This window comes from Streptomyces sp. NPDC014623, from assembly GCF_043088245.1.
GTDB lineage: Bacteria > Actinomycetota > Actinomycetes > Streptomycetales > Streptomycetaceae > Streptomyces.
The window spans coordinates 138,436-157,042 of the sequence record NZ_JBIBZU010000013.1 but is presented as its reverse complement, the minus strand read 5'-3'; the positions used below and the strand labels follow the sequence as shown (position 1 = coordinate 157,042).

The 18,607-nt window shown below is 68.9% G+C and carries 19 protein-coding genes and 1 pseudogene; 7 read left to right on the top strand and 13 right to left on the bottom strand.

The window, feature by feature from the left end:
• The first annotated feature begins 42 nt into the window (after positions 1–42).
• The gene (locus tag ACF1FZ_RS21745) at positions 43–1,374 is read left to right on the top strand and encodes a hypothetical protein (RefSeq protein ID WP_391775038.1); all 1,332 of its coding nucleotides are present in this window, start codon (positions 43–45) and stop codon (positions 1,372–1,374) included.
• Between the two features lie 30 nt (positions 1,375–1,404).
• Here ACF1FZ_RS21745 and ACF1FZ_RS21740 read toward each other — a convergent pair whose 3' ends face one another.
• Positions 1,405–2,406, bottom strand: a complete 1,002-nt coding sequence (locus ACF1FZ_RS21740) for an ATP-binding protein (RefSeq protein ID WP_391775037.1) — start codon at positions 2,404–2,406, stop codon at positions 1,405–1,407.
• Between the two features lie 96 nt (positions 2,407–2,502).
• Here ACF1FZ_RS21740 and ACF1FZ_RS21735 point away from each other — a divergent pair, with 96 nt between their 5' ends.
• The gene (locus ACF1FZ_RS21735; RefSeq protein WP_391775036.1) at positions 2,503–3,327 is read left to right on the top strand and encodes an oxidoreductase; all 825 of its coding nucleotides are present in this window, start codon (positions 2,503–2,505) and stop codon (positions 3,325–3,327) included.
• Positions 3,328–3,802: 475 nt separating this feature from the next.
• Here ACF1FZ_RS21735 and ACF1FZ_RS21730 read toward each other — a convergent pair whose 3' ends face one another.
• A complete protein-coding gene (locus tag ACF1FZ_RS21730) occupies positions 3,803–4,642 on the bottom strand; it encodes an HAD family hydrolase (protein ID WP_391775035.1) in 840 nt (279 codons plus the stop codon).
• Between the two features lie 499 nt (positions 4,643–5,141).
• Here ACF1FZ_RS21730 and ssd point away from each other — a divergent pair, with 499 nt between their 5' ends.
• On the top strand, positions 5,142–6,281 hold the full coding sequence (gene ssd / locus ACF1FZ_RS21725; protein ID WP_391775034.1) for a septum site-determining protein Ssd: 1,140 nt from the start codon (positions 5,142–5,144) through the stop codon (positions 6,279–6,281).
• Positions 6,278–6,856, top strand: a pseudogene (locus tag ACF1FZ_RS21720) (ATPase, T2SS/T4P/T4SS family); the annotation flags it as partial. The gene ssd and the pseudogene ACF1FZ_RS21720, both read left to right, overlap by 4 nt.
• 216 nt (positions 6,857–7,072) lie before the next feature.
• Here the strand turns inward: ACF1FZ_RS21720 and ACF1FZ_RS21715 are convergent.
• From ACF1FZ_RS21715 to ACF1FZ_RS21700, 4 genes are all read right to left on the bottom strand, one after another.
• On the bottom strand, positions 7,073–7,735 hold the full coding sequence (locus tag ACF1FZ_RS21715) for a class I SAM-dependent methyltransferase (protein WP_391775033.1): 663 nt from the start codon (positions 7,733–7,735) through the stop codon (positions 7,073–7,075).
• A 64-nt stretch (positions 7,736–7,799) separates the two neighbouring features.
• Positions 7,800–8,285, bottom strand: a complete 486-nt coding sequence (locus ACF1FZ_RS21710; protein ID WP_391775032.1) for a glycine-rich domain-containing protein — start codon at positions 8,283–8,285, stop codon at positions 7,800–7,802.
• 102 nt (positions 8,286–8,387) lie between these two features.
• Positions 8,388–8,591: a hypothetical protein gene (locus tag ACF1FZ_RS21705; RefSeq protein WP_391775031.1), complete on the bottom strand. Its 204-nt coding sequence runs from the start codon at positions 8,589–8,591 to the stop codon at positions 8,388–8,390.
• Positions 8,588–8,746, bottom strand: a complete 159-nt coding sequence (locus ACF1FZ_RS21700) for a hypothetical protein (RefSeq protein WP_391775113.1) — start codon at positions 8,744–8,746, stop codon at positions 8,588–8,590. The genes ACF1FZ_RS21705 and ACF1FZ_RS21700 overlap by 4 nt, the downstream gene beginning before the upstream one ends.
• Before the next feature lie 131 nt (positions 8,747–8,877).
• On the opposite strand from ACF1FZ_RS21700, the gene ACF1FZ_RS21695 reads away from it, so the two are divergent.
• The 3 genes from ACF1FZ_RS21695 (at position 8,878) to ACF1FZ_RS21685 (ending at position 11,300) form a co-directional block, all read left to right on the top strand.
• Complete coding sequence (locus ACF1FZ_RS21695; RefSeq protein ID WP_391775030.1) at positions 8,878–9,996, top strand: helix-turn-helix domain-containing protein; 1,119 nt, start codon at positions 8,878–8,880, stop codon at positions 9,994–9,996.
• 12 nt (positions 9,997–10,008) lie between these two features.
• A complete protein-coding gene (locus ACF1FZ_RS21690) occupies positions 10,009–10,587 on the top strand; it encodes an HD family hydrolase (RefSeq protein WP_391775029.1) in 579 nt (192 codons plus the stop codon).
• Between the two features lie 242 nt (positions 10,588–10,829).
• Entirely contained in the window at positions 10,830–11,300 is a 471-nt protein-coding gene (locus ACF1FZ_RS21685) for a hypothetical protein (protein ID WP_391775028.1), read from the top strand.
• A 44-nt stretch (positions 11,301–11,344) separates the two neighbouring features.
• Here ACF1FZ_RS21685 and ACF1FZ_RS21680 read toward each other — a convergent pair whose 3' ends face one another.
• From ACF1FZ_RS21680 to ACF1FZ_RS21650, 7 genes are all read right to left on the bottom strand, one after another.
• A complete protein-coding gene (locus ACF1FZ_RS21680) occupies positions 11,345–11,656 on the bottom strand; it encodes a hypothetical protein (RefSeq protein WP_391775027.1) in 312 nt (103 codons plus the stop codon).
• 27 nt (positions 11,657–11,683) lie between these two features.
• Entirely contained in the window at positions 11,684–11,908 is a 225-nt protein-coding gene (locus ACF1FZ_RS21675) for a holin (RefSeq protein WP_391775026.1), read from the bottom strand.
• A gap of 40 nt (positions 11,909–11,948) precedes the next feature.
• Positions 11,949–12,923 carry an N-acetylmuramoyl-L-alanine amidase gene (locus ACF1FZ_RS21670; protein ID WP_391775025.1) on the bottom strand — a complete coding sequence of 325 codons (975 nt, stop codon included), beginning with the start codon at positions 12,921–12,923 and terminating at the stop codon, positions 11,949–11,951.
• A gap of 65 nt (positions 12,924–12,988) precedes the next feature.
• Complete coding sequence (locus ACF1FZ_RS21665) at positions 12,989–13,246, bottom strand: hypothetical protein (RefSeq protein ID WP_391775024.1); 258 nt, start codon at positions 13,244–13,246, stop codon at positions 12,989–12,991.
• Complete coding sequence (locus tag ACF1FZ_RS21660) at positions 13,246–13,677, bottom strand: hypothetical protein (RefSeq protein ID WP_391775023.1); 432 nt, start codon at positions 13,675–13,677, stop codon at positions 13,246–13,248. Before ACF1FZ_RS21660 ends, ACF1FZ_RS21665 begins: the two co-directional genes overlap by 1 nt.
• Before the next feature lie 9 nt (positions 13,678–13,686).
• Positions 13,687–16,455, bottom strand: coding sequence for a hypothetical protein (locus ACF1FZ_RS21655; RefSeq protein WP_391775022.1), 2,769 nt, complete (start codon positions 16,453–16,455; stop codon positions 13,687–13,689).
• Between the two features lie 3 nt (positions 16,456–16,458).
• Positions 16,459–18,495: a hypothetical protein gene (locus ACF1FZ_RS21650; RefSeq protein ID WP_391775021.1), complete on the bottom strand. Its 2,037-nt coding sequence runs from the start codon at positions 18,493–18,495 to the stop codon at positions 16,459–16,461.
• Between the last annotated feature and the right edge of the window lie 112 nt (positions 18,496–18,607).

Here is an 18,607-nt window from a genome sequence, read left to right as displayed (position 1 = left end):
GCACTTCAACGCACGAAATCCTGCAAGGAAGAGGGTGGACGGATGATGACCGCCACGAAGCGGATCGCCCTGGGTGTCGTGGTCACGGCGCTGATCGCCGGTCTGGCCGGGTGCTCGGACCCTGGTGAGGAGGCCGCTGGTCCCGCGCCCGGAGCAGGGAAGAAGGCGGCCCCTGAGGCGGAGGAGAACTCTCCGGCGGCGGCGCCCAGAGGTGCGGTCAACCTCATCGGTGACGGTTCCACTGCCTTCACGGGAGTCCAGCCGAAGCTTCCTCCGGCCAAACGCCTCAGACCCGGCCAGAAGCCCCCGCAGTTCGTGGTGTTCTCCTGGGACGGTGCTGGTGAGGACAGCCAGAAACTGTTCTCGCATTTCCGCGCGGTCGCCAAGAAGCACGACGCGAGGATGACGTATTTCCTCAGCGGCGTGTACCTCTTGCCGGAGGAGAGGAAGAAGCGCTACGCACCTCCTCGGCATTCGGCGGGCCGCTCCGACATCGGGTTCAACGACACCGAAGGAATTCGCCGCACGCTGGCGGAGCTGCGTGCCGCGTGGCTGGACGGCAACGAGATCGGTACCCACTTCAACGGACACTTCTGCGGGCCGGACGGAGGCGTCGGCACCTGGTCGGTCGAGGAGTGGAAGAGCGAGATCAACCAGGCGAAGTCGTTCGTGAAGAGCTGGAAGACCAATGCCCCGGACCTCAGGGAGGAGGCGCCGCTCCCCTTCGATTACGACAAGGAACTGATCGGCGCTCGCACTCCGTGCCTGGAGGGGCGGAAGAACATGGTCGCAGCCGCGCGGACCATGGGGTTCCGCTATGACTCCAGCGGTATCGGTAATCAGGTCTGGCCTGCGAAGAAGGACGGGCTCTGGGACCTCCCCCTGCAACTCGTCCCGGTACCGGGACGCACGTTCGAGACACTAGCGATGGACTACAACTTCATGTTCAACCAGTCCGGTACCACGCAGGGCGACCCGGACAAGCATCAGTACTGGGGCAATCAGATGCGGGACGGACTTCTGCAGGCTTTCGACCGCGCCTACAACGGGAACCGCGCCCCGCTGATCATCGGCAACCACTTCGAGTCGTGGAACGGTGGCGCCTACATGCGTGCGGTCGAGGAGACGATCGAGGCGGTGTGCACCCGGCAGGAGGTGCGATGCGTTTCCTTCCGCCAGCTCGCCGATTGGCTGGATGTGCAGGATCAGGCCACGCTCGCCCGACTCAGGACGCTGAAGGTGGGCCAGGCACCCGAGCCGGGCTGGACCGCCTTCCTCGCAGGCAGGACTCCAGGTAAGGCCGCGATCAGCCCTGTGCCTGCCAGGCCGGCGGATCAGCCGGCAGGCAAGGGATCCGGCGGGAGCGTGGACTAGGAATCATCTCCTGGCGCCGTTCCATCCGGTTCAGGCCGGCTGGCGGGCACCGGTCTCCGCGCAGTGCTCATGCAGGACGAAGGCGGGGTCGACCTGGGCGGCCAGGTCGGCGCCCGTCTTCTCGTTGCCCCAGCTCTCCGCGTTCTTCAGATGGAAGTGCACCATCTGACGCGTGTAGCGTTCCCAGTCACGCAGTTCGTAGGAGTCCTCTGCGGCGTTCTGCAGGGCCTGCAGGGCCATTCGGTTGTCTGCCTCCAGCAGCTCGAACCGGGCCGGCCGACCCTTCTCCATCGTCCGGACCCAGTCGGACTGACCGACACCGACGAGCAGGTCGTCGCCGACCTCGGCGCGGAGGAAGGCGAGGTCGTCCTCGCCCTGCACCTTGTTGCCCACCACTTTCAGTGCGACACCGAAGTCCCGGGCGTACTCCTTGTACTGCCGGTAGACCGACACGCCCTTCCGCGTTGGTTCAGCGACCAGGAACGTCATGTCGAAACGGGTGAACAAGCCTGATGCGAAGGAGTCCGACCCTGCGGTCATGTCGACCACCACGTACTCGTCCGGGCCGTCGACCAGGTGGTTGAGGCAGAGCTCGACCGCTCCGACCTTGGAGTGGTAGCAGGCGACACCGAGATCGGACTCGGTGAACGGGCCTGTGGCCATCAGGCGGATCTCCCCGTCGTCGAGACGGATCGTGCGGGCGCAGGCGTCGTAGACCGGATTCTCCTCGCGGACACGCAGGAGCCGGGACCCTTCTCCGGGCGGCGTGGTCTTGATCATTGTTGCTGCGGAGGAGATGCGGGGGTTGGTGCCGCGGAGGTAGTCCTTGATGAGAGGCAGCTGGGCGCCCATGGCGGGCAGAGCGGCGGCTTCGTTGTCGTCCAGGCCGAGGGCGGCCCCGAGATGCTGGTTGATGTCGGCGTCCACCGCGACGACATGGGCTTCATTGGCAGCGAGGTGGCGGATGAAGAGCGAGGACAGCGTGGTCTTGCCGCTGCCGCCCTTCCCCACGAAAGCGATCTTCATGTTCACCTAGGGTAGCGGTGCAATCGCACAGTGCTGTCGCGCTTCGTGAAGAAAGCCACTTCCGGGCGGGATCCGTGCCATGGGCGCGTAGCCTCCCTACTTATGAGTACGACTTCCTCGGACCCGCTAGCCGCCCTGGGTGACCTGCCGGGGGTCGCCGATGCGGTGGACTCCGTACGCAAGGCCGTGGACCGGGTCTACGGGCACCGGGTCATGCGCCGCCGCAGTAACGAGGTCACCGCGGAGGCGGCGCTGCGGGGGGCCCGTGGTTCGGCGGCGCTCTCAGGTGCCGACTGGAATCTCGAGGAGGTGCGCCGGCGTACGGACTTCAGTGGTGACGGCGAGTCGCGCGTCATCGGCGCCGCCTTGAGGCTCACGGCTGAGGCGGGGCAACTGCTCTCCATCTGGCGGCAGTCACCGCTTCGTGTCCTGGCCCGGCTGCATCTGGTGGCGGCAGGCGGTGCGCTTCCCGACGACACGGTCGGCAGGCCGCGGCTGCCCGGTGAGCCGGTCGATGAGCCATTGATCGAGACGCCTGTCCCGGGCGCGGGCGAGGTGTCCGGGCGTCTTGAGGGGTTGTCGCAGCTGATCATCGCCGGTGGTTCGGCGCCTGCGCTGGTGACGTCCTCGGTGGTGCACGGTGAACTGCTGGCGTTGCGCCCCTTCGGTTCGCACAACGGCCTGGTCGCCCGGACCGCGGAGCGGATCGTGCTGATCGCCAGTGGACTCGATCCCAAGTCGATCTGTCCTGCTGAAGTGGGGCACGCGGAGCAGGGGCGTGCGGCGTACGTGGCCGCGTTCGAGGGTTATCTGTCGGGAACGCCGGAGGGCATGGCCGCATGGATCACCCACTGTGGGCGCTCGGTGGGGCTGGGAGTCAGGGAGTCCACGGCGGTGTGCGAGGCGCTGCAGCGCGGCGCCGCCTAGGCCGGCTCCGCGGCCCTCGTGCAGTCGGCTGAGTGCCGCGGAGGTGCGCTGCGAAGTGTGCACGGCTTCCGTAACGGGTTGCGGCGGTACCGGATCCGGTACCGCCGCTGGCACGTCCGCCCAGTTACCAAGCGTCCTCGATGCATGCCCATCAGGCCGGGTTCATTGCCCGTCGCCTGGTGCGGCTGGCCCGTAATCGACGGGTCGACGTCGCGTGGGTGCTCGGCTTCGGTGCTCGGTCCGTGGGGCCTTCTGTACGTGAAAGGTGATCCTCTCGGATGCCTTTGGTCTCGCGGGCCGTCAACTCCTTTGTACTCCGGGATCCAGGGAAGTGGAAGACCTGAGTCGACTTCTTTACTTTTATGTGTAAATGCAGCGAATTCAGGCAATGGCGGTCAGGTGTGGTCAAGCACGTTCGGCAGTAACTCTGCCGCTGTTGAGCGCAGAGGAGTGGCGACTCTCGGGCCTTCCTCTGTCAGGTGGTGAGCGCGGCGGCGCGGCGGCGGTTGGTGTACCAGACCAGTCCGGCCGTCACCGCAGCCGCCCCCAGCGCGGCTGCGGCCACGAGTGCCGGCCGTGGCGGCATCGAGAACCCGGACAGGCGCTGTTTGAGCCGGACCGGACGGTCGAAGACGAGAATCGGCCATCCTCGGAGAGCCGCTTCTCGTCGCAGTGCTCGGTCCGGGTTGACGGCATGCGGATGTCCGACCGCTTCCAGCATCGGCACGTCGGTGAGGGAGTCGCTGTACGCGTAGGAGCGTGCGAGGTCGTAGCCTTCCGATTCGGCGAGAGCTCTGACCGCTTCGGCTTTGGTCGGCCCGTAGGCGTAGTACTCGATCTCGCCGGTGAAGCAGCCGTCGTCGCCTACGACCATCCGGGTCGCCACGACCCGGTCGGCCCCGAGGAGTTCTCCGATCGGTTCCACGACCTCGGCGCCGGAGGTCGAAACGATGACCACGTCGCGCCCGGCGGTGTGGTGCTGCTCGATGAGGGTCGCCGCTTCGTCGTAGATGATCGGATCGATCAGGTCGTGCAGGGTTTCGGCGACGAGGTCCTTGACCTGCTGGACGTTCCACCCCTTGCAGAGCGCTGAGAGGTATTCGCGCATCCGCTCCATCTGGTCGTGATCGGCGTCCCCGGCAAGAAACACGAACTGGGTGTACGCGGTGCGCAGTACGGCGCGGCGGTTGATCAGCCCGCCTTGGTAGAAGGACTTGCTGAAGGCCAGTGTCGATGACTTCGCAATGACCGTCTTGTCCAGGTCAAAGAAGGCTGCTGTGCGAGGCGAGAAGCAGTTTTCCACAAAGCTGAGCATAGGGGCCCGCCATTCGGCGTAAAGTCCGACGGGTGGGTTTGCTTGAGAAGAGGCTCGGGTACACCATGGAAGTCACGGATCGTTCGCGACCGTGCTAACCCGGTCCGACTCCTCCCCCCCCCGAGTCGGCCGTGGGGACGACCCCCGCTCTCCCCCCCGGCGGGGGTCGTCGCATGTCCGGATGCGTTTCTCAGTAGAGGGATGCATGGGCCGGCCCCGTTTGCTCCTCGTGTCGGCCCCTTCCCTGCGGGCCCTCTCGATCATGCCTCGTCACCGAGCGTAGCTGAATAGCTGCGCAACGAAAGTCCCCTGTACGAGCTACGGAGATATCCACAACGACGACGTCGTCCACAGTTTCCGAGCAAGATCCACACGTTTTTCCGTGCCGTTGCATGTTGATTCCACCCGTGAAGTCCGCGGGTTCCGGAATCGCGCGTCTCGGCAGCGTTCGAGATCGCCGCGAAACCGCACTGAGGAACAGTGGGAGAGGGCGGAGATCATGGCTGGATCCTTCGTGGGTGAAGACCCGTCGAGTGCCGGAGGGCGGCGGGACGGACCACTGATCGTGACCGAGGACGCGATCTTGCTGGACGATCTGCTCAGACTCTGCGCGGCAGCCGGAGCGGTGCCCGAGGTTCATCACGGGCCTCCAGGAGAGAGGGGCTGCTGGGAGCGGGCTCCGATGATTCTGGTGGGCGACGATGCGGCGCGTGGGTGCCGGGGAGCGGCCCGCAGGCCCGGTGTCATGCTCGTGGGGCGGAATCAGGACGATCCCGATGTATGGCGCCGCGCAGTCGAGATCGGGGCCGAATACGTGCTGCGGCTGCCCGATTCCGAAGGCTGGCTCGTCGACCAGATCGCCAACACGGTGGAGGGCGTGGGCCGGTCCGCACTCACCGTCGGAGTGATGGGTGGACGCGGCGGCTCCGGCGCATCCACCCTGGCCTGTGCGCTTGCTGTGACGGCGGCGCGGTCGGGCCGACGGGCCATGCTGATCGACGGTGATCCCTTGGGTGGCGGAATCGACGTATTGCTCGGCGGTGAGGAATCCGAGGGTCTGCGGTGGCCGGATTTCGCCCGCTCGAAGGGAAGGCTGGGCGGAGGGGCCCTGGAGGAGTCCCTGCCCGCGTTGCACGGGCTGCGTGTGCTCAGCTGGGGTCGGGACGACGAGGTGATCATTCCGCCACAGGCCATGCGGTCGGTGCTGGCCGCAGCGCGTCGGCTCGGTGGAGTGGTGGTCGTGGACCTGCCGCGGCGGGTCGACGAAAGCGTGGCAGAGGCACTGGCACAGTTGGACGTCGGGCTTTTGCTCGTGCCCGGGGAGTTGAGGGCGGTCGTGGCAGCGCAGCGCGTGGCGGCTGCGGCCCGCATGGTTCTGGGGGACCTACGAGTCGTCGCCCGGGGCCCTTACACGGCAGGCCTGGACGAACAGTGGGTGGCGCAGGCGCTCGGCCTGCCGCTTGTCGGTGACCTGCCCACGGAGGCCGGATTGCCCTCGGCCCAGGACAGCGGTGTGCCCCCGGGCGGAAATTCCCGCGGTGCACTGGCCCGCTTCTGCACGGCTTTCTGGGAGCTGGCAGATGGCCCGGGCCGCTCGGACGAAGTCCCTGCCCGACTTCGCGAGGGAGGAGCGCCATGACCGAGGCACTGCTCGACGCGGTACGCCAACGACTGGCCCGCAGTGGTGCGGCGCCCACTCCGGCCGGTGTGGCTGCCGCGTTGAGGGAGCAGGGCCGTTTGCTCGGTGACGCGGAAATCCTCGGGGCGGCCGAGGAGCTGCGGGGTGAACTGATCGGCACAGGTGTGCTGGAACGGCTGTTGGCCGACCCGGCGGTGACCGATGTGCTGGTGTCCGCTCCGGACCGGGTGTGGGTGGACCGCGGCGGTGGACTCGAGCTGACCCGGGTCACCTTTCAGGATGCGGCAGCCGTCCGGAAGCTGGCTCAGAGGCTCGCTGCAGTAGCAGGGCGCCGTCTGGACGATGCCCGCCCCTGGGTGGACGCCCGGCTGCCGGACGGGACGCGCATGCACGCGGTCCTGCCACCGGTGTCCGTCGGCTCGACGTGTCTCTCACTGCGGGTGGTGAGGCCGAGAGCCTTCACGCTGGCGGAGCTCGTGACGGCGGGGACGGTCCCGCCCGGCGGAGACCGGCTGCTGAGGGCTCTGGTCGAGGCCCGTGTCTCGTATCTGATCAGCGGGGGTACCGGCGCGGGGAACCCGAAACATGCGCTAAGGCACCTCTGTCGTATCCGCTGTCGTAATCCCCCCGGGTGCCCGCCTGGTACCCCACCTGACCTGCACGTTTATGGTGCCGCAAGGCGGCGAAGGTGGCGCCAGGTCAGGGCCTTTGAATCCAAGGTTGAGGCACGAAGCGGTCATGGCGGAGCCCCGGCCAGGTGCGCGGCCGGGGCTTCCAGGTGTGCGCCAAACTCAGCCGGAGGCGCGGACGAGGAGGGTACCGACCTTCCTCGGCCCGGGCGGGGCGGGCAGAACCTGGGCGGTTGCCGCGGTGAAGCCGTGCTCGGTGAGGAGCTCCACCCACCGGTCGGGTTCGTAGTCCCATCGCTTCACGACGAGCGGGTCCTCGTCCTCGGACCGGTTGATGTACGAAGCCTGGCAGCCGTAGCAGCCCTCGATCGGTGGGCGCTGCGAGAAAGCCAGGACGCCACCGGGGCGTAGCCGACGGCGGATCGCGGGCAGCAGGACCGCGGGGTCGGTGAACCAGACGGCACCGAACACGGAGAACACGGAGTCGAAGCTGGCCCCGGTCTCATCGAGGAAGCGTGTCGCCTCGGTGCGGTGCAGTGTCATCTGCATGTCGGACCAGCGCGCGCCGGCCGCTTTGATCTGGGCTAGCGAGACGTCGACCCCTACGGCGTTAGCCCCAAGGGTTGTGAGGTGGGCGAGGTTACCGCCCTTGCCGCAGCCCAACTCGATGACGGCCGAGCCGGGGCGGACGCCGAGGACTTCGGCACCGGGGCCGTGGTCGGGATACTGGGTCCAGTTGAACCAGGTCGTCTCACCTGCCGCGTTCACCGGGCGCCGCTCCGGCTTCTGCTTCGAGTACGTGTCCCACGCCTTGGTCTCGGTCACTGCTGCTCCGTTCATGGGGCCAGCCGCCCAGTCGTGCACCGGGCGGCTGGCTACAGGGGTGGTACTACGCAGACTTCTTGCCGCCGTTCGGGCTGTCGGTGCAACCCGCGTGGCACTGGGAGCACTCGCCCATCTTGGCGGCATTGGGCCACAGATCGTGGTCGATTCGAAAACCTGCGGCTGTCAGCGCGTCGAGGGTGCGCTGCCGGGCCGCTGCCGGGCCGCCCTCGACCGTCTCGCCTTCCGGGGTGGGGACGTGGTGGATGAACCGGCCGGCGACACGCTCGCAGAACGCGGCGTAGTCGACGGTGTGGAGAATCCACGTGTGCCAGCCGACATCGACCGCCTTGCTCGGTGAGAGCTCGACGCCCGGCAGGGTCGCGCTGGCGGCGAGGAACGCTGCGGCCTGGCCGACGATGCGCCGCGCCGTGGGCAGGTCGGTGTCTGGGTGGTCCTTGGTGATGCGGGCGGCGAGCCGCTTCATCACCTCGGGGTCGACGAGGGTGGCCGGGTCGGTGGTGCCCACGGGACGCTCTAACGCGATGGTCATCTGCTTCCTCCTGTAGTGGACGTGCCCCTGGTCGGGGCCCCGCCTGGCCTGTCGGATCTTGACCAGGCGGGAATTTGTGGTGGGGTGGCTCGGCGGCGGCCCTTACCGTGGGGTCTCGCCCGCGTCACATGGCGGGCAGGCCCAGACCTCGGTGTCGAGGTTGTGCGCCCCGAGCTGGTCGCGGATCGTTCCGGCGGACACGGCGCCGGTAGTGAGCGGCCGCCTGCACCACACGCAGGCCCGGCCAGCGGACTGGTCCCACGTGAGGGTTTCCAGCGCGGGGAGCGGACGGGTGTCAGCGGTCATGATGGCCTCTTGCTCTGGTCGCACTGGTCGCACTGACAGGCCGGGTAGGCGTGTCTCGCCTCAGGCGTCTTGAGCGGGAGAACCTCGGCCTCCGGCCGGATCACGCGGATGCCGCCGTCGCGGTTCACCTCGTACACCTTCATCGTCATCGCCACGATGACGCCCCTTCCACTACCCTGAGTCGCCAGGCCATCACTGCACCTATGACGGTAGGGAGTAGGGGCCGCTGCTTGAACTGACTGCGGGTACGGGTGCCTGGCCGTGGCCGACAGGCAAGGGGGACACCATGGACACCGGCTCACGAACCGCCCCGACCGGGGGTCAGGGAACGGCGCCGCGCGGTCGCAGCGGGATAGTTTCCGGCTACGTCTTTCGCCTGATCCGTGAACAACTGGGCCACACCCAGGACACCCTCGCTGAACAGTTCCGGGTCTCGGCCGACACCGTCGCCGGGTGGGAATCAGGGCGCCGCCCTCTGACCGCTGTGCCAGTCGGACAGATGCTTATGTACCGCCACCAGCTGCTGCAGCTGGGCAGTGCACCAGCCTTGCTCTTAGCTCTGGAACGGGCCATGGAAGCGGACGTACTCCTGGCCGGCGTCCTCGACGAGGACGTCCCCGTCGACGACAGCCCGCTTGGCGCCTGGGTCATGCAACGCGACCTGGTCGAGGTCCTCTCCTGGCCACTCAACGGCGTGACCCCGACACCACTGCGGGCACTGCCCGACCCACCGCGGCCGCGGCGGGGCCCCGTGCCGCGCGGCCCGGAGCTCCCCGCGGACGACCGACGGCGCTTCTTCTCCCGCATGCGCCAGACCGCCGAACAGGCGCGCGGCGAGGAACGCTTCCTCCTGCGCCGCCAAGCCCTCTACCTCGCCGGATACGACGATGCGCCTGACACATCCGGCTGGTTGGCCCAACAGCAGCGAACCGAGCGGCCGGATGGTTGGCTGACGAGCTGGCTCAATTCCCGCTCGGTCGCGGCCGTGGCCGCCCGGCAGGGCGACAGGGACCGGATGGGGCACTTCATCCAGACGACGCTCGCCAACGACGACGCGGGCGAGGCGGCGAACCTCAACTACTGGGCGTACTGGATCGGCGAGGCTCCGCACCTCCAGCTGTCCGACGACTTCATCGCTGCCCCGAATCCGGGCCCGTGGCCCGGCGACAAGCTGATGCGCCACCTCGTGCGCGGCATGACCCCGAACCACGGCTTCTTCGACCTGAATGTCCACACCCTGTGGGCCCTGCTCGCCGCGCGTCCGAACCTGCTCCGGCCCGGAACCGTGATCGGCAACGAGCTACGCGCAGCGCTCCCCGTGATGTTGGATGACCGGGAACTGTCGGCGCAGGCGCGCCGGGAGCTGGAGGGCATTCGGTACGCGATCCGCCTTGCTGAGGCGTGAGAGGAGACGGGCGTGGCTGACGACCTAGCCGCAGTGGGGCGCTTCCTGTACGAGGCGGGCACGCTCAAGAACGCGCGCCGTACCGGCTGGTGGATGGCAGGAGTCCGCGATCCGGAGAGCGTGGCCGAGCACTCGTGGCGCACCTCGCTGATCGCGTCGATCATCGCCAAGCTGGAAGGAGCCGACCCGGCGCAGGCCGCGTTCCTCGCCGTGTGGCACGACACCCAGGAGACCCGCACAGGGGACGTCAACCACTTGGGGAAGAAGTACGCGCCCGCTGGCGACCCGCAGGAAGTCACCGCCGACCAGACGACGGGCATGCCCGAGGCCCTGGCTTCAGCCGTCCGCGACCTGGTCGCTGAGTACGAGGCGAAGGAATCGCCCGAGGCGATCTGTGCTCGCGACGCCGACAAGCTGGAGTGCATGTTGCAGGGCATCGAGTACAAGGCGCAGGGCTACGAGAACGCGCAGCGCTGGATCGACAACAGCAGGGGGCGTCTGGTCACGGAGACCGGTAAGCGGCTGGCTGACGAACTCCTGGGGCAAGGGCCCCTCGACTGGTTGCGCGCCGCACTCGGCGAGAAGCCCTAACCCCTCGGACGCACGAAACCGCCCCTGCCCGGCCGCGAAGGCCAGGACAGGGGCGTTGTGGTTCAGGGGTACTGCCGGCGGGTCGGGTCCAGGGCGAGCGGGCCAGGCTCCGGAGACGGCTCAGGGGCGCCCGCCCCATCGCGCCGACACACCAGCGCATCCGGATCATCAGCCGGGGGCTGCAGGCTGTACCCGTCCGGGCAGACCGGACCGGCGGGACCGGCTGGGCCGCGCTCCCCAGGTTGCCCGTCCGTGCCATCCTTCCCCGCTGGACCGGCGGGACCAACCGGGCCGGTCGGCCCGGCCGGGCCAGCAGGTCCGACCGCCCCGTCTACTCCGTTGGCCCCGTCCTGGCCAGGCTCGCCGGTAGCGGCAGGGCCAGGCTCACCCGGCTCCCCTTCCGCTCCGTCAGAGCCCGCCTCCCCCTTCGCGCCGGCTGGACCAGGCGGCCCCGGGATCGGCACCGGCACCTCGACCCGGTCGGGCAGGTCATCGACCGCAGCAGCTGGGTCTGGTGCCGCCGGGGTGCCGCCCTCGGCCTGGATCTGCGCGCGCAGAGTTCGTACATCCCCAACCAGGGTGCCCACCGCGTCTCCACGCCGGTCAGCCTCCGCCGCGACCTGCCGGGTGCGCTGGGCTTCGGCGTCGATCCGCAACCACACCAGGACCACGGCCCCGGACAGCACAGCGAGCACGGCGGCGACGGCGAGTGATCGCCAGCGGCGGGCGAGTATCCCTTCTGAACGGTGGCGGCGGGTCACGGGGTGGTCCTCCGTAGGTCGGCAAGTTGACGGTCACGGTCAGCGATCTCGGATTCCAAGCGGGCGATCTGCGCGTGAAGGCCGGCCTTGTCGGCGCGCTCGCTGGCGAGCTCGGCGTGCGCGGCGGCCAGCTTCTGCCGAAGGTCCGCCCTCTCCTCCTGGAGCTCGTTGACCAGGCCGCCGTATCCGGTCATCACGGCACCCTGGTGGGTGGCCCGCGCGCCGGAGCGCTGTCCGATCAGAGCAGCCGCAGCCGCTGCGAGCCCGACGACGATGGTGCCGACGGCGGCGAGCGTCGCAGCGTCCACGTGCATGCCTCCTGGTGCAGGGGTAAGTCAGACACCGGCCGGCCCGCGCGGGGTGTGCCGGGCCCGGTACCCGGCCAGCCACGTGAGCGCGGTCGGAACCAGGGCGAGGACCGGGGCCTGGAGCCACACCGGGAGCGGGCCCAGGAGGCTGTTGTCGGCGACGACCGCGTTGAGCACAGCGATCACGAGACCAGCGAGGAACGCGGCCGTGGACGCGGCCTTGACCTTGGCTTCGATGGGAGCAGTGGTCATGGTGAATCCGTTCTGCGAGTAGGGATCGAGCGGGTACGGGTCAGCGCCAGACGAGGCCGCGGAGGACCCGGTAGGTGATGGACACCGGGCGGTCAGCGAGGAGTTCGAGCTTGAGCTGGACACCGGCGGCGAGCCGCCCGGGCCGGGACAGGGCGACGTCCAGGCGCCCGTCAGGGCCGATGACCCCGGCGTCCATCGGCAGGTCCAGAGAAGCCCGCTTGGTGGCCACGGTCAGGTCCTGGAAACGCCCGGTGACCCGGGTCCCGGGGGAGCCGATAACCGTGGCGTAGGCGGTCACCGTGTACGCGCACGGGCCCTGCAGCAGGGCCGAGTCCGCGGCCATCGCGACGAGGGTCCATTCGTCGGCCGGGACCGTGACGTCGGTGTCGCTGGACTCGGTCAGATCGTCGGGCATGAGGTCGCTCTCCTCCGGGGCAGCCGGGGCGGCAGGAGTGGTGGCGGGTGTCTTCGCGGGTGGCGTGGTCTGGCCGGTGGCGCGGGCGACGATGCCCGGGAACACCACGGTCTTGAACTGGGCGATGCGGGCCTTGCCGGGGCACGCCGTGCCCGACGTCGACCACTGCGGGAACATGCTGTGCCAGCCCATCCCCGGGTCGTCGTGGGTGCGACAGATTCGCAGCGGGATGCCGTGCTTCTGGTGCAGCCACACCCCGAGCTTGATGAGCTCCTCGATCTGCTCATCAGTCCACGGATCGGTGCCCTTGGTGTTCGACGCGGTCTCGATCGACACGGCGCCGGTGCCGTCGCTGCGCCGGTTCGCGCCGGCGTTGGCGTCGGCGCGGGTCTCCGTGCCGATGAACTGGCCCAGATCGCCGCTGTAGCCGAGCCCGAAATGGGACTCCAGATTCGTCGAGTCCCGCCAGTACTCATAGGTCCGCTTCGCGGTCCACGGGGCGATGATGCTGTGCACGATGAATTGCGTCGGGCGGATGGCCGCCTGGGCGTCGCTCTCCGGCTGCAGCTCGTATTTCTTGGCACCGGGGTACCAGGCCATGGGCCCTCCAGGGCATGAAAAAGGCCCCGGCCGGGCGGCGCGGGGCTGGACGGTGTGGGGGCGGGTCAGGTGCCGGGGAGTTCGTGGTACTGCCGCTTGTATGCCTCGGCAGACAGCGATCCGTAGTGCATCGAGTTGTTCCGGAGGACGTACCACCCGACCTCGGTGCGTATGTCGTAGGTCAGTCCGTAGGCGGTGACGGACATGGTCAGGGCTCCGTCGTCCCCGACTTCTACCAGTTCGGCGTTGCCGACCCAGGCGATGATCTCAGCGCCGTTCGTTCCGTCATAGAGCATGGATTCCACGAGCTGTACGACGATCATCAGACCACCTCATAGATTGTGACGAGGATGCTCGAGTTGACGCCCTGCGTGACCTGATTGAGCTGTGGAGACGCGATCAGCTTGAGCGTGTGTGAGCCTGCGGTGAGCGTTCCGCTGTAGGTCTGCGTGGACGCGGCTCGCCCCGGCGCCGTGGGTTCGTTCATCGTCGACACAGGGTTCTGGCCGACCCCGTCCAGAGCCATGCGCCCCAGCCACGTGCCCGAACCGTTCAAGGTGACGTTCGTGTCGAAGGTGCACACCGCGGTGTACGTGGCGCCGGCGGTCTCGGCCGTGAGGGTGACCGTGGCGCTGGGGATGTCCGCGTTGGTCGCGGGGCCCACGATGGAGCCGCTGCCCTGCGCCCAGTACACCTTGGGCTGGAGCCGGTTGAGCTGCCCGGCCGTTACGGTCTGTCCGGCAAGAATGGGCATTGGTCCTCCTTACAGCGCCGCGCGCATGGGATGGGTGAGCTTGATGGGGGTGCCCGCGGCGTGCGTTTTGGCGATGCCGTTGATGCTGCGGGTGACGGTGAGGGTCTGTGTGAGGCCGGTGCCGGTGCAGGCGGTCACCCGCATGACCTCGCCGCCCACGGTCACGTCGAACGGGAACATCGCGGGGTAGCTGGCCGAGTCGATCCACCGTGGCCCCGGTGATGAGGTCACCGCCACCGCGGTGAAACTGGCTGAGATGTCGGCGGTCAGCACACAGCCGTCGGTGTCCGCCCGGCCGAGCACGGGATCCTCCACCACGCCGACCGTCCATGGGCCGGCCGGTGCACAGTTCATGGCCAGCGACCATTCGTACAGGCCCAGGATCTCGGTGTAGCCGTGCATGTGCTGGTCGATCAGCCCAGGGGGGAGCCACGGCGGCGGGTTGCTGATCTGGATCCGGTCGCCGATGTCCATGCTGAGGACCTGGTCGATGAGGTGTGGTGCGGCGTGCAGCCACACGGTGATCGTCGGGTAGCGGGCCTCGTCCCAGGTGCCCAGGTGCACCCGCCATTCGGCGATCGGCTGCGTCTGGGCGTCGGTGTGGAGGCTGAGCGTGACCGCTTCGTCGTAGGGGCCGACCCCGGCAGGCGGCGGCTGTACGGACAACGGGCCCTCCTCGAGGACCGCCCGCCCCGAGCTGCCGCCTCTCCTGATGACGGTGGCGTCGTTGCGTAGCCGTTGGTCGTCCTCGGTCGGCTCCAGCGGCGGCGGCACCTCACCGGGTGCGCTGTAGGCCAGGGCCAGGGCCACGGGCTGGTTGTAGCGGGTGGCCCGGTCCCGGTAGGTGAGTGCCAGGCTGTCCCGGTCCTCGTACAGGATTCCGCCGTCGGTGGCCGCGGCTTCCTCGAGGAGGGCCAGGAGCGTGTCGGGGCGTTGGGGGCCCATGGCCTGGGACAGCTGGCTGGTGTCTCCGTCGATTGTGGTCAGCGTGGTCTGGGCGCTCTCCTCGGTTGTGAGCCGGACCATGCGGGTGATGGCGCTTTCGCCTGCGAAGCCGTCGTCGGCGCCCTCGAAAATGGCCGTGGTCGGGGGTGAGCCGAGTACCCCGGTGCCGGGGGTGGAGAAGACGGCCAGGTGTCCGATCGCCATGTCGGTGGTGCCGGCGCCCCAGGTGCCTGAGATCGAGGTGATGCGCCCCTGGCCGGTGGTTCCGGACGCTGAGGCGTAGTACCGGACGTTGCTGGAGACGTCACGCCATGTCGCCTGCAGGCGTGTGGTGCCGCCCCCCGCGTCCCCGCTGTAGATGGCGAGGCGGTTCCAGGCGCCGGTGAACGCGGCCAGGGCGGTTGCGGCGGCGTAGGTCGCGCCCGCGACCAGGTCGCCTTCGGCGTTGTGTGCCTCGATCCGGATTCCTGCCGTGGACGCGTAGACGACGACACTGGCCATGGCCGCCCCGGTCACGGCGATACGGATGAGCTCCGTCTGCGTCGCGGGCAGGGTTGGCAGGTGGTAGACGAACTCGACCTGCCACCCGGCAGTTGCCGCCCGTGGCACGCGGGCGAGCATGGTGCTGGGGTTCTTCAGCTTGGGCAGGGCCGCGGACCCTCCCAGGGTGTCCTCGGCTGCCCAGTCGGCCCCGGTCAGGGACAGCGGCAGCACCCCTGCCACTGGGCTGTAGGCCTGGGTGGCTGCGTCACCGTCCTCCATCGGCCAGTACGCCAGCAGACCGGCCGCCGAGGGGATACGCCGGCGCAGCGTGGAGTCCAACGCTTTTTTGCCCTGGCCCATGCGGCGGGTGACTCCGGCTGCCTCGATCGGCACCCACACGTCGGCGCCGGACACGTCCCACCGGGCCGGCCAGGAGGACACCTCTCCGGTGAACCGGTACTCCCGGTCGCTGATTGTCGCGCCTGCGCCGAGGGTCCACGTCCGGCCGGCAAAGTCCGCCCAGCTGGTGGTGTTCTCGGTCAGGGCCCGGACATCAGGTGCTGCCACGAGGGTGCCGCCGAGCCCGGAGCGCACCTCGGCCCGGTGCACCCGCCCCGAGAGGGGGGTGATGCCGGTCGCTGCGATGGGGGAGATTTCCAGCGGGGCGGTGCTCGCGTAGATGCTGGTCGTGCCCACGCCGACGATCGGCCCGGTGAAATCGGTCCAGGGGCCGGTCAGGGACTCGGCCCAGTACATGCGGATCGTGTGCCCGCCCGCCCCGTTGTTGACGTCCAGCGTGGCGCGCAGGGCCGCCCGCCGGGGCAGCGCGGGCAGCGCCCCGAACGCGATCTGACTGGTGGTCCCCCCGGGGCTCCAGTTCAGGATCAGGCTGCCGTTTTCCAGGCGCAGCAGGTAGCTGCGCTGGTTCGTCGCGGAGATCCATTTTCCTAGCAGGGCCTGGCTGGCGGCCGTCCAGTTCGCGGTGGCCTCGACCCGCAGGTCGAGGTCCCCGGTGATGTCCAGGGCGGCCGCGTCCGGGGTGCGGGCGTAGGAGGTGGGGGTGCCATCCAGTTGCAGGTAGGACTCCGGGCCCTGCACCGACACCCTGATCGGGGTGTTGCGTCCGATCAGCCCGTAGTACGGGGAGAGCGGGTTGCGCGGGGAGTAGCGGCCGTCGCGGTTGTTCAGGACGAGGGAGCAGCGCGATGGGTCGACGCGGGTCCCCTCGTCCTTCATGCCGCGCTCGATCGTGATCGGCTCGCGGTGGTAGACGTGCCCGGTGACGTCCGTCCACGTACCGGAGATGCGCAGTTCGGTGCGCACGTCCAGGGGCGTCTGAGGGAAGGCCATGGGTCAGTTCCCTTCGCCGAAAGCCAGCTGTACGTTGCCGCGCCCGTCGACGCGGACCACCTTCTTGATGAACGTCTTGAAGGGGCCCTCGGCCCCGGTGGTGTCGATGTGGATCCGGACGACACCGCCCGCACCGCTGGTGAGAAGCGGCGCCGCGGCCGGGCTCATCTGCCGTCCGGTGCTCATGGCCTGCGTGGTCGAGGGCGGTTCGACGAGGGTGGCCATCGTCTGTTTCAGCGGTCCCTGGCCGGACTCGATGCCGTCGACGATGCCCGCAGGGATCCACCGGCCTACGACGTCGGCCATCACCTTGGAGGGGCTGGCGATGCCCAACGCCTTCGCGATGGGGCCGGGGATGATCGACCGGGCGAATCCGGTCAGCTTCCCGGCGAGCCAGCCGCCCATGCCCGCGATGCCGTTCCAGATGCCGCGCACGACGTCGCGGCCCTTGTCGACCAGGAGAGAGGCAAGGTTGCCTACAGCGCGGGACAGGCGGCCTGGGAGGCCGGAGACGTAGGAGGCCAGGGCGACCGTTTTGGTGGCGACGCCGCGTTTGAGGTTGTCCCACTTCTGCAGGGCGCCCGCGATGAACCCGCCGACCGTCGCCACGATGCTGACGCCAATGCCCTTGATCTTGCCCCAGATCCAGTCCCAGACAGCGGCCGTCGTGGACTTGATCAGATCCCACTTGGCGATGATCAGGACGACCAGGCCGACGATGAGGGCGATCACCCAGCCGATGGGGCCCATGGCAATCAGCCACTGCGCGGCCATCACAACCGCCCACGCCACCGCCCGGGCCGCCATCATCAGGAACTGGGCGGCGGCCGTGACCCCGGCCCGGACCACCGCCGCGATCCACGTGCCGATCCCCACGAGAGCGCTACCGACCCACGCGGCGGCAGTCGTCGCCGCGGAGACGGTCGCGGTCGCAGCAATCCGGAGCATCGCCGCGACCCCGACCGCGTTCATCCGGATCCACCCCAGGATCACAGGGGTCTGCGACATGGCCATGACCGTGTTCTTCGCGGCGACGATCGCGGCCCCCGCCGAGTACAGCATCATGCCGAGTTTCACGGTCACGAACGCAGCCGCGAGCGCGGTGAGCACAGGGGTCGGGGTGTTGTTGACGACGCGGGCCAGGCCGCTCGCGAGCATCGCCGTGGTGCCGATCAGCGGGGCCACGGCGGACAGCACGTCAACGGCGGCGCCGCCGAGCAGGCCCAGAGTGTCACCGCCGGTCGCCGCCATTTCCAGGAAGCTGGCGAATCCCTCGCTGTCTCCCAGGCCGGTGCCCCAGGCGGCGAACCCTGCGGTCATTTCGGCCAGGCCACCGGTCATCCCGTCGGACACCGGCAAGAACGCGGACAGCAGGCCGGCGAAACCCACGCCGAGGTTCTTCACCGTGGCGAGGAAGTCCGCCAGGGCCGGTCCGGACGCGGCCGCCATCCCGTCGGCCCACTCCTTGAACCCCGCGGCCTGCACTCCGACGGACACCTCGTCGAGGAATCCGCCGATCGCCCCGGCCGCGGCCTGTACGAACGGCGTCAGCTGCGGAAGAAGATCCCGCATGATCTCGATGCCCTGGGTGAACACCGGCATCGTCGACGCGGACATCTCGTCAGACCAGGCCGCGTAATCAGTCTTCAGGCCGATGAACGCCTTGGCTGACTCGCGTGTGGCCGGTGTCATATCCGCCATCGCCGCCACATACGCCTTCTGCGCGGCCACGGCCTCTTCCCCGCCGGCCACCGCCGCGTCCTGTGCCGCGTCGTACAGCTCCCACGCCTCGGTCACCGTGGCCATCTGCGGGCCGGCGGCCACGGTGAACGCCTTGACCGCGAGACCGGCAGCAGCGGCACCGGCAGCGAGTCCGGCAGCAGCGGTGACGGTGGCGGCGAGCCCGGGGAGCGCGACGCCGGCGCCCGCCAGTTTCGACACCGCGGTCCCTACCTGCCCGAACTTTTCCCGCAGCGCCTCCAGCTCACGGCTGGCACGGTCCCGGGCCACCAGATTGAACACCAGCGACGTGTCAGCCACGACGGACCACCCCACTCTTCACTTGTTGGCGGCCTCTTCGGCGGCCTTCTCGTAGGCGTCCAGCCAGTCCAGGACCGCATCGGTCTCCTCGACCGTCAGCAGCTGCCACTCC

What these genes read in the sequence shown, in the direction of transcription:
- ACF1FZ_RS21665 (WP_391775024.1), bottom strand. Translation starts at nt 13,246, where the DNA reads ATGATCGTCGTACAGCTCGTGGAATCCATGCTCTATGACGGAACGAAC.
- ACF1FZ_RS21735 (WP_391775036.1), top strand. Translation starts at nt 2,503, where the DNA reads ATGAGTACGACTTCCTCGGACCCGCTAGCCGCCCTGGGTGACCTGCCG.
- ACF1FZ_RS21695 (WP_391775030.1), top strand. Translation starts at nt 8,878, where the DNA reads ATGGACACCGGCTCACGAACCGCCCCGACCGGGGGTCAGGGAACGGCG.
- ACF1FZ_RS21655 (WP_391775022.1), bottom strand. Translation starts at nt 16,455, where the DNA reads ATGGCCTTCCCTCAGACGCCCCTGGACGTGCGCACCGAACTGCGCATC.
- ACF1FZ_RS21660 (WP_391775023.1), bottom strand. Translation starts at nt 13,677, where the DNA reads ATGCCCATTCTTGCCGGACAGACCGTAACGGCCGGGCAGCTCAACCGG.
- ACF1FZ_RS21705 (WP_391775031.1), bottom strand. Translation starts at nt 8,591, where the DNA reads ATGACCGCTGACACCCGTCCGCTCCCCGCGCTGGAAACCCTCACGTGG.
- ACF1FZ_RS21675 (WP_391775026.1), bottom strand. Translation starts at nt 11,908, where the DNA reads ATGACCACTGCTCCCATCGAAGCCAAGGTCAAGGCCGCGTCCACGGCC.
- ACF1FZ_RS21670 (WP_391775025.1), bottom strand. Translation starts at nt 12,923, where the DNA reads ATGGCCTGGTACCCCGGTGCCAAGAAATACGAGCTGCAGCCGGAGAGC.
- ACF1FZ_RS21730 (WP_391775035.1), bottom strand. Translation starts at nt 4,642, where the DNA reads ATGCTCAGCTTTGTGGAAAACTGCTTCTCGCCTCGCACAGCAGCCTTC.
- ssd (WP_391775034.1), top strand. Translation starts at nt 5,142, where the DNA reads ATGGCTGGATCCTTCGTGGGTGAAGACCCGTCGAGTGCCGGAGGGCGG.
- ACF1FZ_RS21710 (WP_391775032.1), bottom strand. Translation starts at nt 8,285, where the DNA reads ATGACCATCGCGTTAGAGCGTCCCGTGGGCACCACCGACCCGGCCACC.
- ACF1FZ_RS21745 (WP_391775038.1), top strand. Translation starts at nt 43, where the DNA reads ATGATGACCGCCACGAAGCGGATCGCCCTGGGTGTCGTGGTCACGGCG.